The following is a 13418-nucleotide window of genomic DNA, read 5'->3' as shown; positions in this document are numbered from 1 at the left end:
TTGTTGATGGGTGCCCGCCAAGCACTTGAGAGCGTCCGCTAATCCTTCGAACGGTCGAAGGGCAGATGGATCAAATCAACGAGACATCGCGAGATCGGTCTAATCTTGATCGCGCAGGTGATTGCAAAGGTGCTGACCACGAAAATCGCGATCCAACGTCCCGGGTCCGGCCAGCTGGCAATCTGACCCAACATCTTTGTGGCAATAGCGGCGATCAGATAAGTGACCACTACGAAGGCGATTACATCGGCGAGGCGGATGAAAAGCGGACGGGTCATCTGTCGTGCTCCGTTTATAGATGGGCTGAGCGCTGCCGAGTTTGTAGATATGGCGTCTCTTGTCAAATTTGCTTTTCGCATGGCAATTAAGCGAGATTAGCAAGCTGTCGAACACCCAGCGAACATCCGTCACCAACGCACGCGCTGTTGCCACCCATTGTCGATATAGACGTCGATGGCGCGTGGGTTTTGCGGTAGCTGCCAGAGCACCTTGTCGAACACGGCAACGGTATATGTGTTGTCGTAGTTACCCACGACATACGATCCGATCCGCTGACCGACACACGCCCGTGCGCCAGATGCGTAGCCGTCATTGAGGGATGACTCCGAGACTTGCGGTCGATCATTCAGCGTGTACGTTCTATCGCCCCCGAACCAGCGGGCCTTGTTACCGCTCGATCCTTTGTGGCCCTGGACGACGTAGGCGCCACGTTCGGCGGGGAGCAAGGGTGCCGGGCAAGGATCGTACGGATCATAGACTTGACGGGCATAGCTCGATCCATCGTTGCCGTCAGCCTGATCGCAACTCGGAAACGGTCGCCCCTTGCTCAGATCGTGGTAGAGCTGATTGATGGGGGGCACGCACTCGCTTACGCCTTTGGGGCCGCCGTTGGATGCGGGGTTCGCGAGGCATAGCAACACCTTGCAGCCGTATTCCGAGGCCTGCGTCGACATCGACGTGCCGAGCACAAACAGAGCAACGAGGGTCTTTTTCATCCTTTCTTCTCCCAATGGCGCTTATATCGTGAGCGAGAAGCGTCAATCTACAAACTGCACGAACGGCGCAGTATCTTGCATGGTCGATGACGGTGATCGCTGGACAGGGACAGGCTGGGTTTCGTGTGATGACGACGCGGCGACGGGACGAGTCGGGCCGGCTTCGACCGCTGAGCCTCTGGTCGGTGTCGCGAGTCGCACCTTGACCGCCGGATCCTTGCCGCTATCCTCGACAGGATGGTCGGAAGTTTGGTCACGTCTCGACTGGCCGTCCGCAAACATCACCCATTGCGCTGGCGGGGCCGCTTGCTTCGCAGGCGCTGAGATGGCCGCCCGTCGCACCGCAACGCCTACATTGGCGCTATCTCGTTTTACTGCGGGCACGACGGGAATCGGTTCGGCAGTGTCTGTCGCGTTTGCGACAACCTTTTGTACGTAGCTTGGCTGACCCGCGCGATCTGGCCGGAAGCCACGCGTGAAATTGCCTGAGTAGTAGCAACTGAACGCCGCGCGCAGCGCCTGCTGATCGTCGGGTATTCGTGCCCTCGCGCGTCGATAGCAGTCTCGAAGAATCGCACCGCCGGCCTTGAGGTTGCGGCACGGCTCGAAAGCTGTTTCGTAGCGTTCGCCGTACTTCGCAAGGTTGTATCGATTAACCTGACCGAGGCCCATCGAAAAATTGAATCCCTGGCGTTCAAGCTCTCGTGCGGTTGCGACCGCTTCCGTCAGGTTGCGCGGCTGACGCTCGAGCCGACCGCCCACGACACCAATCGCGTAGGGATTGCCTGCCGATTCGGTACTCACCACGCCTTTGAGTGTTGTTGGATGAACCCAGGGGGCGCAATTGGCGGCCAGCTTCTCGAAGGGCAGGGGCGGCGCTGTCGTTTCCGCACCAGCAAACTGAGGGCAGACGATTAGCAGCCCTGTCGCCGCGACTATGGATGAGACGTCACGCGCCCGCATAAAGGATCTCCGATATGTATCGGCCGTTGCGCTCTGTGTATTTCCATTGGACAACAACGTCGATACGCCGCTTTACGCGCTCGATGATTTGTTCGCGTGTCATCGAGGTATGGCCGTCCATCAGCTCGCCAAACCGGTCGTACATCTCGGCGGGCGAATCCGTGTGGATGGTGGTGAGCGATCCTTTGTGGCCGGTGTTGAGCATGTTCACGAACTCGACCGCCTCCGAGCCGCGGATCTCGCCCATGATCACCCGGTCAGGTGTGAGCCGCATGCACGAGCGAAGCAACGTGGTCGGCGTCACCGCAGCTTGTCCTGATGCCTGATGGCGGGCGTAGGACAGTCGCACGCAGTTCGGCTGCGCCGGCTCGATTTCTCGGGAATCTTCGATTGTGACGATGCGTTCGTGCGCAGGTATTTCCTGTACCAGCGCATTGAGGCATGTCGTCTTGCCGCAATAGGTGCCAGCAGAGATGACAATATTCTTGTGCGCGAGGACAGCGCCGCGCAGGAATACGTCCCACTGCTTCTCCCGATACATCTCCTGCAGTCGTGCATCCGAGTATGGCTCGTCAACCACGTCGCCGTTCACGAAACGGAACGCGCCTTGCTCCAGGTACTTCGGCAGACTCATCCGAACCAGAGATTGCTTCCGAATCGTCATCGCGATTGTTCCCTCCGGAACGACGGGCGGGAGGATCATCTCCGCCCGATAGGTTCCGCGCTCGAAATCAGGAACGCCATCGTCGAGATTTACTGGTATTTCGGCCGAGAGAATCGGGCTGTCCCGGTCCACTTCAAGACTCTTGAAGGAGGCGGTGACATCAGCCAATGACGACAGAAGCTGATACGACAGGCCGGGCACTTCGATCTTTTCGGCGTAGTAGACGTCTTTCTTCCGAAGCCAGAGTTCGCCGGGCTTGTTAACCTGGATCTCGGTGACCTCCTTGTCATCGAGATAGTCTGCCAACAAAGAGAGCTTGGCCCGGAAGGAGGCAATTTGCGACATGTCTCCTCCTCATTGAATGAACGTCACGCCATCAACGTGCTTCGCCGTGTCGATTTGCTCCTTATAGATCGACGTGAAGTCCAGATCCTTGTTGACGTAGATGCGCACGCGGGAGCCCGCAGGTACCGTGACGGTGGGTTGGATGTTGATGTACGGAGAAAGCACTTGTTGCGACGACTGTGCCGCGGCCTGTTGCACCGACTGTCGGTACTGCGAGGCGGAGTTGTATTGATCGCCCGAACTCACACCGGCGTTCGATGCGCCCGCTCCAATGATCGACAGGAGTGCGGACATGCCAAAGATCTCAGCAAAATGGGTGTCGACAATGCCGCCCATACCCGCTGTTCCAAGTTGGTCGCCGCCAGCGCTGTCAATGGCAACTTGCACGCCGTCCGGGCGACGTAGTGTGTTCCACACGACGAAGAGACGATCCTGGCCCTTGCGCAGTTCCGCGTTGTACGTGCCGCACACCCGCGAGCCCCACGGAATCAGTTTGAGTCGGCCTTGTGCGCCGTATACGTCGCGTTGCACCAGCGCGCATAGTTGACCCGGCAGATCAGATATCGCTCGCGGCTCAAGTACCGCCTCGACGAACTCGCCCTGCAAGACCTTGTAGGGAAGGTTGTCGATCTGGCTCGCCATGCTCACCGGGACAGCGTTGCCGCTTACCGCGCGTGCGAAGCGCGAATTGGCATCTTGCGGACCCTGATTACCCGACGCGCCCCCTAACATCCCAGCGTTCTGCCGAACCTGGCCGCCTGCATCTGATCCAGGCTGCGGCTGAGCGCCTGCCGGCTGATTCGCGCTGTTTGGCGGGATGATGGCCGATTTCATGCGAGCTTCCAGCAGACGTCGCGCTTGTTCTCGACGCTGCATTTCCATTTGCTCCCGCTGAGCTTTCATCGGGTCATCGGCCTGAACCGTGCTTGCCGGTGTTGGCGCGGGGGCTGCAGCGACAGACGCAGTACTCGCCTGCTCACGATCCTTGAGCTTCGGCACAGGCTTCCGGTCAGGAAGCGAGATATCGCTGGTCGCGGCGGATTTCGCCGTGTCATTGCCGCTATGCTTGACCACCCAAACTGCCGCGATGGCACCGACCGCGATCGCGGCGATGGCGACGCCACCAAACCGCTTCTTACGATTGTCGACGACCATCGACGCATTCGCCTGCTTCTCCCACTCGCGAACGGCTGCTTCGCGGTCATCGGCAGCGTTGTTGTTCGGATCTGCCATGTCAGTGCTCCACAGCGCCGAGCGTTGAAGCGGTGCTCATATCGGCACGGTGATAAGGATTCGCGTTGTTCTGTACGCACAGGTGTGCGTCGCCATTGCGCAGCGTGAAGAGGCTCGCCGTGCGCTTGACGACCATATACGGGCCTTCCCTGCGCGGACTCACCGCGGACTCAGTACCGTCCGGGCCAACGGTGTAGAACGAGGGAATCTCGGCGTTCTGATCGAACAGAAAGTAAGTGAACTGCCCATCGTCAAATGCGCGTTTGAGCGGAATGGTGGCTTTGTCGCCCGACACACCGTAGTCGATGTTCAGTCGCGCAGGATCAATCCCGTTGCTTGTGCTTGCGTCGGTCCGGCCACCGCCGGCCATGCCGCTCAAGCTCGCATTTTGGTTCGAACCTGAGTTCAGATAGAAGAAACGCACGAGAAACGTCTGCGTCATGCGCGCCTTCGAACTGGTGAGCTTGAAGTAATACGTGCGCTTGTCCGTCACGACGGTCAGGTTGGTTGCCGCATTCGGCTCGACCGGCTTGATGAACAAGCGATTCTGGTAGGGAACCGTCTGCCAGGCGATCGAGTCACCCAACGAGACGACCTTGACGACCTCGTCATTGGCAAACTCGATAGAGGTCTGGTAACCGTATGTGCCGACTACCTCGTACACTTGATTCGGATCATAAGGCACCTGTTTGACGCGATCATCCGTTACAAGCGCGTGCGGGAGTTTGGCCGCCATTGATGAGGCTGGAATCAGCGAAATCGTCACGCTGCTGATTAGCGCGAGCCAAGCATTGGACGACGTTTACATGAATATTTGAATGGTGCTGATAACGGTCCCGAATCAGCCAGAGGCTTTTTATAACTGGCGCTTGGAAAGGACGACGTCAGAGTTTTACCGCGTGACTGCCAGCACGTTCAACGGCTTGACTTTGCTATCGAAAGTATGGAAGGCAACGGGACGACACAATCGGAGAGCGATGTGCGGTTACTTGCTGGATTGATTACGAGCCACGATTTCGACCGCAAAACCGTGGGTCTGATTCTGAGAAGCGCGTGTAGGCGCTCGACCTTCATTGGCACGACCGACGGCTTGAGTTTGCTAAATAGGGAGATTCTGCAAGAAGAATTAGTGGTCCATTTATCGATCGGATGTCGCGGCAGACGCAGCGAAGCACCACACTTCACAATACGAGGCTGTGTTCTCGAAGGTAAGCTTGCGGTGCTCGAGTCCGCGCGAAGATCACTTTAGTCCCGACTGAAGGCACTGCGATCGGGGCGTAGTTACTGCGGCAACGCTCGCTTACCGTTGAACACGGTGCCATTGCTGCTTCCGGCCAGTCCTGCAGCGACTAGCAATGCGGCGAAACGGATATATCGTGCGGTGCATTGTCTGCATCCGCTACCTACCAGGTGCGCAAGATCTGGCGAGTTGACAGGCCAGCGTCAACAATTCGAGGCACGGTGATGAGAAGATCGGCGGAGAACAAGTTGCGAGTCGTTGCGGTTCGCATTGACCCAGTAATCGAGCAGCGCCTCCGAGTGCTGGCCGAGGCATCGGGACGGAAGCAGTCGTTTTTCCTGCAGCGCATGATCGAGGAGGGGATTGACGCAATGGAAGACATTTGGCAATCACCCGAGACACTGGCCAAAATTCGGAATGGCGAACTATCGAACTTGGTTGGCGAGTACGCTACGACTTCTGATTTATTCGACCTGGAAGCGGCCGATACCTGATCAACGTAAATGCGGTTTCTTTTCCGCAGCCCGTAGCGATAAGTATTTGGCAATTGAAATGGGAGAAGGGATGAACAAGCAAGAATTGGTTGATGCAGTCGCATCTGAAGTTGGGATCAGCAAGAGCGCCGCGGAATAGGCAATCGGAGCTGTGTTGGAGACGATCTCGAAGGAGGTAGCGGCAGGAAATGGGGTTCAGCTTGTGGGGTTCGGCACGTTTGGCCGTGGTGAGCGAGCCGCGCGAACAGGTCGCAATCCGGCAACGGGCGAAGCGATGGAGATTGCTGCGTCGAAGACCGTGAAATTTACGGCGGGCAAAGCGTTCAAGGATGCGGTCAATCGGTCGTAACTTCGCGCGCGGTTGTTATCGAGCCACTCAGAAAAGCTGGCCCTCAAGCGGTTGCAGACTGGTGAGCTTGACAGCGCTCAGGCGCTCCGAGCCATCCGGATGAATCGATATGATCATCACGCGTTGCCCTCGTGCTTCACCCAAGACTTCGACGATGCGATCGCCGTAGCGTGCGATGGTGCCGCGAGGCAGCTTTCGCCTCATGATTTTGCGGGTAGAAGAAGAGGGCATAGAAAGATCTTGCAACTGCGACGTTGGCTCTACTTTCCTGGCGTTATGTCAACGCCGATGCGGTCTGCAAGGTCCAACAGTTCCGCGTAAGCCTGTTCGTCTCTCAATAGATTTCGTGAGCTGCCGACCTGCTGCAGCGTCCCCGTGGGAACGCGATCACCAAACAGCACCACGGAGCGCGCTGTGTCGTCCTGGCGTGAAATCCAGGAGAGCCCTTGAATGTCTTTGTGTTTTGCATGAATGGCCTCGGCCCACAGACGCGTATTCGGGTATTCATTCTTCTCTGTGTCGATCAACTGCTTGCGTTGCACGCCGAGTTTGCGTAGTGCGACGCTGCTGAGGTCGGCAAGCTTTAGGTCGCGTTGGGACTGTATTTTGGAATGCACTTGTCCCTCAAGCTTGTCCTTAGCGTAATTCTTATAGCCGGGCGCGTGAGAGACGTCATGGAACACCGATTCCATTGCGGCTGCGTCGAACGTGATCGCCGCGTAGATGGTCGGAATCGCCTTGCCTCTGTTATCGCGGATCGGGCTGAAACGCGCGTTGCCTTTCTTACCCGGATTGAATTCGCCAGCTTGGTACTGACCGGAGTGCACCCGGTGCAGCACCTGCTTTCTGTTCAGCGTCCATGGCGTGACATGAAGGGTCGCCGGCGGCGCTGGAGTCGGCGCCGATGTTGAATCCGACTGGATCTTGCTAGCGTCACCATCGCCCGAAGACGCGGCCATATCTGCCGCTGACGAAGGAGTGCGAGGTTTAGCCATGCAACACGCCTTCCACTTCGTCCTGGGCGGCGGCGAGAACCTGCGCCGGTTCGACCGCAAGCACATCTTGAGGGCGTCGGCCGGCCAAGAAGCTGTTTGCCGAGAGGAACCAGTAGGCTAGCCCCCAACTATCCTTTTTTTCGCCGAACATATCCAAAACGGGTTTAAGGGCCTTACGCGGCCGCCACCCGGCCTCGGGATCGAGCCCGTAACCCGGAAAGTAGTCGATGCCATTGTGGTGAATCGCGAAGATTCGGCGCTCGCGCTTCCACTTGTTGGGCTGGGTGCTGGGATTGGTTGCGCTTAAACCAGCGAGTTCGGTGACCTTAGCTGCAGTTAGCCAGTCGGCCCCTTCCAGCACGGCCTTGCGCGAACGCGCGAGCATTGCTGCTTCTTTAAGCAGGGTGGGTGTCGGAGGCGCCTTGGGTACGATGGCGTTGACCAAGGCCCTGAGCGTCTGCTCGTTTTGCTCGCTCAGCGTCTCGCCAAGAAAGGAGACAACGGTGGAAAGCGCTTGGGCGAGCATCACCGCCTGCTGAATACCCGCGTGAGCTAGGGGCACCACGATGACCTGTTCGGCTTTGTATTGCTCGAGCCAGCTTCGAACCTCCTGAGGGGTGCCGACCATGGGGGCAAATTCCGCAGGTTCATGAAGAGCAGGCATGGCAGGCTCCCGGATAGATTATGAAGAATATTGTATTGAATGATATCCGAAATAATCGTGCATGTCACCGACGATGCACCGGCCGACTACTGTTGCCGCGAGGAAGGCCGTTAGATCGCTGAATTGCCGATGTACTAAGTGGTCCTCGAAACGCTGATTATATTTATGTCCGCCCGCATGCCTACCGGATCGGGAGAGAAAGCCTCGCAATCCGCCCAGCGACCGCGGCAGCCGAGCCCCGTCGGCAGATATATACGTGCGGGCACTGTCGTAGCGGGGTAGCTTGATTCCGGCTGCATCCTTAAGCGGTCACTCGCGAATCGGCGCCAGCCAAATCAAATCGGATGCCCTTCTCGATCCAGGGGGCCTATTACCGTAAGCGAAACTGACAAATCCATTCACTCGGCACTGGGAAAGCATCACCGACGCGACAGTCGTCGCTCATCGTGGCTATGTGACAGAACGTCTACGGATAGCGCAGGGATTGAGCGGCCGCGCGCAGCACGTCGAGTTCGCCGGCTCGCCATCTCGACTTTGTTCCAAGCATTCCGGCGCTTGCTCACATGCTCAGGTAACGCGCACGACCTCTGCTTCGGCGAAGAACCACGTAGACATCGTCCGTGCCAGCTCTTCCACAACTTCCGAGTCGGTCCGGCCGGAAGACGCGCGCACGTGGAAGGAGTGATCTGCGTCTTCCACCACGTGCAGCGTGGCGCGTGGCCCCAGCGTCTCGACGACCGACTTCAGCAGGTGAAGCTCAGCCAGCTTGTCGCGCGTGCCCTGCAGGAAGAGAGTTGGGACCGTGACGTCCGCCAAGTGCTGTGCTCGCTCCACAGCGGGCGCACCCGCCGGGTGCAGCGGGAATGCTACAAAAGCAAGGCCACGCGCGCCATCGAGCGGGGAGATGGCTTGGGCTTGAGACGTCATGCGTCCACCGAACGACCTGCCGCCGGCGAAGAGCGGCAGGGCAGGCAGCCGCCGACGGGCTTCTGCGACGGCTGCCTGTACGGCAGCATGTGCCACAGCCGGCGAGTCTACCCGCTTGGAGCCCCGTTCCATGTACGGAAACTGGTAGCGCAATGTGGCGACATTGTTTGCCGCAAGCGCGTCGGCCAATGACGACATGCCGGCGTGCAGCATGCCCGCCCCGGCGCCGTGCGCGAAAACATACAAGGCTTGCGCGTCCTCCGGCACTTGGAGAAGTGTAGAGACCCTAGTGCCGTCGGGCAGTGCCAGGGAGAGCGATTCTGGGTCGTTCATCGCATTCAAGCCGTATCGTTGTGGCCTCGCGCCGTTTCTGCATCAACGAGATGTTGGAGACCGTTTGTGGAGGTCTTCGGCAAGGTATTATTGCACCGCTGGACCTTGCCGTTCACGATGAGCGCGTGCCCATCGTGAACGGCACCGAAGTCGCGTGGTGTCGGTTTACGACCGCAACCCCGACCTGCGAGCCGCAAAGTGATCCGCGCTTTGAGACATCGACGTATTAGCACGCCTGCATCGTTGTCGGCGATTTGTTACGACACTGCAATCAGCGTTAAAAGAAGTTCTCGAAGGGCAGGACATTTCTCCGGCTCTCTGGATTAGTCTGTCCCGCTGCAAACGGCCATCTTCGGCCGGTCGACCCTCTCGCGAAGTCGGCATTCGAATGGCTCCTTTCCTGCTGATGGCGGCCGCTCGATGGCTCGGGGAAGTGTAGCCTTCGTGGCACGTCTCCTCCGCAACAGGAAGGTGTGTTCCTGGCGCTGCTAAGGTCAGCCGGAACGTAAATCGAGCGCGACAACCCGAAGGGCAATATGGTCGCGCGGGGCGTTGACAGGACAGGTTCCGTCGGCAGCGAAGCCGTCACCTAACTGCTCCGTGAGGCGCGGCGTCGCCCGCGTGCATGCTTGCGCGCCCGTGTAGAACGGGCTATAGCAGGATGGCGAACTTTGTCGTGCCATGGATCCAGTCCTGTCCATCCGGCTCCGCTTGCTTATTTCAGGGATTATCTGTGCTCGCCTGCGATCGTGCCGACAAGCCATTATCGAAAAGGCGGTGACAGACGCGACTGGAGTCTGGGATGTCGCGGTGGCCAGCCTTTGCATGAGAAGGTCTGCAGAACCCATTACGCGCCCTGGCCTTTGCTCCGGAGCATCCGCAGATCCGCTAAATGAGGACAGAACGGGTGGTGGTAAATGCGCGCTTGTCTCTGCCATCACCTATCGTTAATCTGGCGTAAAAGGTCGGCGAGCCACAACATGCCAGCAAACGGACTACCACGGAAGCGTCTCGCCACGGTAGTTGTAGTAACGCAGTCCTGCCTTGCCCGATGACGCGGCTATCTGATTCACTATTCCGGGGATGCTTTCCTCAATGCTCAAGGTCGCATCGGCACCGCCCATTTCCGTCCGGACCCATCCAGGATCGACCAGCGCGAGGCTTTGTAAAGCGCTCCCGTGGCGCGCGGCAAAGGAGCGCATTAGCATATTCAAAGCCGCCTTGCTGGCGCGATAGACTTCCCATCCACCGCTTTCGTTCAGTGCCACGCTACCAAGACTTGAGGACATAATTGCTATCGTTCCTTGTTCTTTCACCTTGTCGTACAGCCGCTCAATGATGCGGATCGGACTCAACGCGTTTGTCACCATCAAACGGCTGAAGTCCTCGGTCGTAACCTCGTCTGCTCGATCCTCTGGACCAAGGGCGACACCGGCATTGACATACAGGACATCAAATTCGTGATCAGGCAGACGGCTCGCGAGGGCTTCAATTTCAGAGCTATCGGTAACGTCCATCTGCTCGATACGTATCTTCCCCGAAAACGCCTGTTCTAAGCGATGCAGCGGCGTATTGCCACTTCGTACCGTAGCAACGACGTTCCAGTCTCGCGAAAGCCACTCTTGGGCAAGTGCGAGGCCAAGACCACGCGATGAACCAATGATCAAAGCCTTTTTAGCGCTCGTCATATATAGATTCCTCCTTCAATAAGAGTGTTGAGACAACATTTTTTAAGACCTAAAGCAACCGCTACGGCCCTTGGTGTGACTATCGGAAAGTATGTTGCGCACCTCGCACCGCGTGCAATCGCCCGAGAGTCATAAGACATATGCCGGCGAGTAATGACCAGACCGGTCGCCGCCGCCTAAATTCTTTGTCATGAGGAAACTCGGGTGCCGGCGGCGAGCGGACGGCCAATAACCGATGTTCGCGCCGATGGCGGGAGCTTTTCGAATGGCTCCCATCACCCGCGATAGTTGCCCGCTACATTGCGCTTCTTGAAGCTGCGAAGCCTCACGGGCGCGCATCTGTTCAACCGTTCTCTCTCGCAAGCAGTTCGAGCTTGCCGATCGCTTTCGTTACCGCCGCCCGTGCGAGCATCTGGTCGTACCAGCGTTGTACATGCGGCGTCATGTCCAGAGTCACGTTTGGGAAGGCTCGTCGCCATATCCATCCGAAGTGGGCGATATCCGCGATGGAGTATTCGTCGCCCGCGACGAAGGGCTGTTCGGCAAGAATAGTGTCGAGCAGTTTCAGTTGACGATTCGCCTCGCCGGAAAAGCGCTCGATGGCGTGGGGCATCACTTCCGGTGCAAAGTTGAGAAAGTAACCTGCCTGTCCGAAGGCCGGACTCAGTCCAGACGCGTGAGCGAACAGTTGCTCAAATGTGCGCGCTCGGCGTACAGGGTCCCGCGAGAGAAGCTTGCCGTGCTTTTCGGCGAGAAAAACGAGAATGGCCGCAGACTCGGTCAGCACAAAATCGCGGTCTTCGGTGGTCAGCACTGGCACTTTTCCGTTGGCATTCAATGCGAGAAACGCATCGCTCTTCTGCTCGCCCTTTCGAACGTTGATGGCGTGCAGCGTGTAGTCGAGTCCGAGTTCTTCGAGTGCAATCGGCACCTTGACGGAGTTGGGTGTGGCGAATGCATGAACTTGGTACATGGGAAGTGATCCTTTCAGAGAGGGATATCGGCTTGGCCTGAGACGAACTGTGCGCGGCATTCGATCTCCAGTGAAGTCCGACCGGAGTGATAAGCGCTATTCCCCCAAGGAATGGCTCATGGTGCGCGGGATCAGATGCTTCTCGCTATTCCGCGCGGGAATGACAGCTATCGCTCATTGCTGTCTTCTGCGGAGTCGTGCTCGCATTGATGATCCACAGGTCTTCTCCCTTTTTCAGGCACTCGCGATGAACTCACTTTTTACGCAGACTCAGGTCGGCCCTTATCCGGTCAGTCACCGTGTCGTTATGGCGCCGCTCACACGGATGCGCACCGAAGCGCAGAACGTCCCCGGTGATCTGATGGTCGAGTACTACGCGCAGCGCGCTTCGGCGGGCGGCTTGTTGATTTCTGATGCAACGTCCGTGTCTCCGCTCGGTTTCGCCTATGTCGGCGCACCAGGCATTTATACCGACGCGCATGCGCGCGGCTGGAGACGCGTCACTGACGCCATCCATGCGAAAGGCGGACGTATCTTCCTGCAGTTATGGCATGCGGGACGACAGGCGCATCCCGCCAACATCGGCGGCGTATTGCCGGTCGCGCCTTCTGCCGTGCGCGCTTTTGAACACTCGGCAATTCAAGACAAAAACGGGCGCGTGATCGAGGTCGAGCAGGTCGTCCCGCGCGCACTCGCGCTTGAAGAGATTGCTGGCGTTATCGAAGAATTTCGTCGCGCCGCGACGCTTGCGAAGCGGGCCGGTTTCGATGGCGTCGAATTGCATGCTGCTAACGGTTATCTGCCCGACCAGTTTCTGCAGGACGGCTCGAACCACCGTACGGATGCGTATGGTGGTTCGCTTGAACGCCGGGCGCGCTTTCTGTTCGAGGTGTTCGACGCAATCGCTTCGGTGTGGCATGCCGACCAGATTGCAGTGCGCCTGTCGCCGGGGAGCTCGTATGGCACGATGTCCGATAGCGATCCGCATGCCACGTTCGGGTACGTCGCGCGGCGTCTGGACGGCTATGGGCTGGCGTATCTGCATGTCGTTGAGCCGCGAGTGCGCGGTAACGATGACGTCGCGGCAGCGGCGACCGCGGTTTCGGCAAAAGACCTGCGAGGCGTGTACAAGGGCACACTCATCGCGGCAGGCGGCTTTACTGCGGACAGCGCGCATCGCATGATCGAAACAGGCGACGCCGATCTTGTCGCATTCGGGCGCCTGTTTGTCTCCAATCCAGATCTGCCTGAGCGGCTGCGCATCGGGGCACCGTTGAACCATTACGACCGCTCGACGTTCTACGGCGGCAACGCACGCGGTTACACCGATTATTCCTTCCATAGCCCCGCGCCGGTTGCCTAACCGGACTGCACGCATCGCAAACTGGCCCGCTGCAGGATCGTCTGCGGCGGGGCCGCTTGTATTTGCGGATTGCTTTCGTGAACCGGAGACAGATGACAGAGACCGATCATCGGCAATTTCCATCGACCGGATGTTGTGACGCGCTAGACTTTCGCCTGAATACATCTCAGCCACAACAAGGACTTCACGGTC

At 58.3% G+C, this 13418-nt stretch carries 14 protein-coding genes and 1 pseudogene; 3 read left to right on the top strand and 12 right to left on the bottom strand.

Features of this window, described 5'->3' with window-relative positions; translation table 11 throughout:
• Positions 1 to 38: 38 nt before the first annotated feature.
• The 6 genes from ACYQ47_RS18915 to ACYQ47_RS18890 all read right to left on the bottom strand — a co-directional run bounded on the left by ACYQ47_RS18915 (position 39) and on the right by ACYQ47_RS18890 (position 4936).
• Positions 39 to 278 carry a hypothetical protein gene (locus tag ACYQ47_RS18915; protein WP_459906427.1) on the bottom strand — a complete coding sequence of 80 codons (240 nt, stop codon included), beginning with the start codon at positions 276 to 278 and terminating at the stop codon, positions 39 to 41.
• 129 nt (positions 279 to 407) lie between these two features.
• A complete protein-coding gene (locus tag ACYQ47_RS18910; RefSeq protein WP_459906426.1) occupies positions 408 to 995 on the bottom strand; it encodes a hypothetical protein in 588 nt (195 codons plus the stop codon).
• Between the two features lie 42 nt (positions 996 to 1037).
• Positions 1038 to 1958 carry a lytic transglycosylase domain-containing protein gene (locus ACYQ47_RS18905; RefSeq protein WP_459906425.1) on the bottom strand — a complete coding sequence of 307 codons (921 nt, stop codon included), beginning with the start codon at positions 1956 to 1958 and terminating at the stop codon, positions 1038 to 1040.
• Positions 1945 to 2967: a P-type DNA transfer ATPase VirB11 gene (virB11, locus tag ACYQ47_RS18900; protein ID WP_459906424.1), complete on the bottom strand. Its 1023-nt coding sequence runs from the start codon at positions 2965 to 2967 to the stop codon at positions 1945 to 1947. Before virB11 ends, ACYQ47_RS18905 begins: the two co-directional genes overlap by 14 nt.
• Before the next feature lie 9 nt (positions 2968 to 2976).
• Positions 2977 to 4200 carry a TrbI/VirB10 family protein gene (locus ACYQ47_RS18895; protein WP_459906423.1) on the bottom strand — a complete coding sequence of 408 codons (1224 nt, stop codon included), beginning with the start codon at positions 4198 to 4200 and terminating at the stop codon, positions 2977 to 2979.
• Position 4201: 1 nt separating this feature from the next.
• Complete coding sequence (locus ACYQ47_RS18890) at positions 4202 to 4936, bottom strand: TrbG/VirB9 family P-type conjugative transfer protein (protein ID WP_459906519.1); 735 nt, start codon at positions 4934 to 4936, stop codon at positions 4202 to 4204.
• Between the two features lie 728 nt (positions 4937 to 5664).
• On the opposite strand from ACYQ47_RS18890, the gene ACYQ47_RS18885 reads away from it, so the two are divergent.
• Together ACYQ47_RS18885 and ACYQ47_RS18880 are read left to right on the top strand one after the other, a co-directional pair.
• Positions 5665 to 5934, top strand: coding sequence for a hypothetical protein (locus tag ACYQ47_RS18885; protein ID WP_459906422.1), 270 nt, complete (start codon positions 5665 to 5667; stop codon positions 5932 to 5934).
• A gap of 70 nt (positions 5935 to 6004) precedes the next feature.
• Positions 6005 to 6283, top strand: a pseudogene (locus ACYQ47_RS18880) (HU family DNA-binding protein).
• A gap of 27 nt (positions 6284 to 6310) precedes the next feature.
• Here the strand turns inward: ACYQ47_RS18880 and ACYQ47_RS18875 are convergent.
• The 6 genes from ACYQ47_RS18875 to ACYQ47_RS18850 form a co-directional block, all read right to left on the bottom strand.
• Positions 6311 to 6487 carry a hypothetical protein gene (locus ACYQ47_RS18875; RefSeq protein WP_459906421.1) on the bottom strand — a complete coding sequence of 59 codons (177 nt, stop codon included), beginning with the start codon at positions 6485 to 6487 and terminating at the stop codon, positions 6311 to 6313.
• A 56-nt stretch (positions 6488 to 6543) separates the two neighbouring features.
• On the bottom strand, positions 6544 to 7278 hold the full coding sequence (locus tag ACYQ47_RS18870; RefSeq protein ID WP_459906419.1) for an RES family NAD+ phosphorylase: 735 nt from the start codon (positions 7276 to 7278) through the stop codon (positions 6544 to 6546).
• Positions 7271 to 7942, bottom strand: coding sequence for a hypothetical protein (locus ACYQ47_RS18865; protein WP_459906418.1), 672 nt, complete (start codon positions 7940 to 7942; stop codon positions 7271 to 7273). The genes ACYQ47_RS18870 and ACYQ47_RS18865 overlap by 8 nt, the downstream gene beginning before the upstream one ends.
• Before the next feature lie 567 nt (positions 7943 to 8509).
• A complete protein-coding gene (locus ACYQ47_RS18860) occupies positions 8510 to 9202 on the bottom strand; it encodes an alpha/beta hydrolase family protein (RefSeq protein ID WP_459906417.1) in 693 nt (230 codons plus the stop codon).
• Between the two features lie 995 nt (positions 9203 to 10197).
• Positions 10198 to 10890 carry an SDR family NAD(P)-dependent oxidoreductase gene (locus tag ACYQ47_RS18855; protein WP_459906416.1) on the bottom strand — a complete coding sequence of 231 codons (693 nt, stop codon included), beginning with the start codon at positions 10888 to 10890 and terminating at the stop codon, positions 10198 to 10200.
• Between the two features lie 343 nt (positions 10891 to 11233).
• Positions 11234 to 11923 carry a glutathione S-transferase family protein gene (locus ACYQ47_RS18850; protein WP_459906415.1) on the bottom strand — a complete coding sequence of 230 codons (690 nt, stop codon included), beginning with the start codon at positions 11921 to 11923 and terminating at the stop codon, positions 11234 to 11236.
• 187 nt (positions 11924 to 12110) lie between these two features.
• Here ACYQ47_RS18850 and ACYQ47_RS18845 point away from each other — a divergent pair, with 187 nt between their 5' ends.
• The gene (locus ACYQ47_RS18845; protein WP_459906414.1) at positions 12111 to 13226 is read left to right on the top strand and encodes an alkene reductase; all 1116 of its coding nucleotides are present in this window, start codon (positions 12111 to 12113) and stop codon (positions 13224 to 13226) included.
• Positions 13227 to 13418: the final 192 nt, after the last annotated feature.

This window comes from Caballeronia sp. HLA56 (genome assembly GCF_054655155.1).
The sequence above is the reverse complement of the archived record's forward strand: the minus strand, read 5'-3'. Positions and strand labels throughout refer to the sequence as shown.

Coding starts and splice junctions, on each gene's coding strand:
- ACYQ47_RS18915 (WP_459906427.1), bottom strand. CDS start 278: ATGACCCGTCCGCTTTTCATCCGCCTCGCCGATGTAATCGCCTTCGTA.
- ACYQ47_RS18910 (WP_459906426.1), bottom strand. CDS start 995: ATGAAAAAGACCCTCGTTGCTCTGTTTGTGCTCGGCACGTCGATGTCG.
- ACYQ47_RS18905 (WP_459906425.1), bottom strand. CDS start 1,958: ATGCGGGCGCGTGACGTCTCATCCATAGTCGCGGCGACAGGGCTGCTA.
- virB11 (WP_459906424.1), bottom strand. CDS start 2,967: ATGTCGCAAATTGCCTCCTTCCGGGCCAAGCTCTCTTTGTTGGCAGAC.
- ACYQ47_RS18895 (WP_459906423.1), bottom strand. CDS start 4,200: ATGGCAGATCCGAACAACAACGCTGCCGATGACCGCGAAGCAGCCGTT.
- ACYQ47_RS18890 (WP_459906519.1), bottom strand. CDS start 4,936: ATGGCGGCCAAACTCCCGCACGCGCTTGTAACGGATGATCGCGTCAAA.
- ACYQ47_RS18885 (WP_459906422.1), top strand. CDS start 5,665: ATGAGAAGATCGGCGGAGAACAAGTTGCGAGTCGTTGCGGTTCGCATT.
- ACYQ47_RS18875 (WP_459906421.1), bottom strand. CDS start 6,487: ATGAGGCGAAAGCTGCCTCGCGGCACCATCGCACGCTACGGCGATCGC.
- ACYQ47_RS18870 (WP_459906419.1), bottom strand. CDS start 7,278: ATGGCTAAACCTCGCACTCCTTCGTCAGCGGCAGATATGGCCGCGTCT.
- ACYQ47_RS18865 (WP_459906418.1), bottom strand. CDS start 7,942: ATGCCTGCTCTTCATGAACCTGCGGAATTTGCCCCCATGGTCGGCACC.
- ACYQ47_RS18860 (WP_459906417.1), bottom strand. CDS start 9,202: ATGAACGACCCAGAATCGCTCTCCCTGGCACTGCCCGACGGCACTAGG.
- ACYQ47_RS18855 (WP_459906416.1), bottom strand. CDS start 10,890: ATGACGAGCGCTAAAAAGGCTTTGATCATTGGTTCATCGCGTGGTCTT.
- ACYQ47_RS18850 (WP_459906415.1), bottom strand. CDS start 11,923: ATGCCGCGCACAGTTCGTCTCAGGCCAAGCCGATATCCCTCTCTGAAA.
- ACYQ47_RS18845 (WP_459906414.1), top strand. CDS start 12,111: ATGAACTCACTTTTTACGCAGACTCAGGTCGGCCCTTATCCGGTCAGT.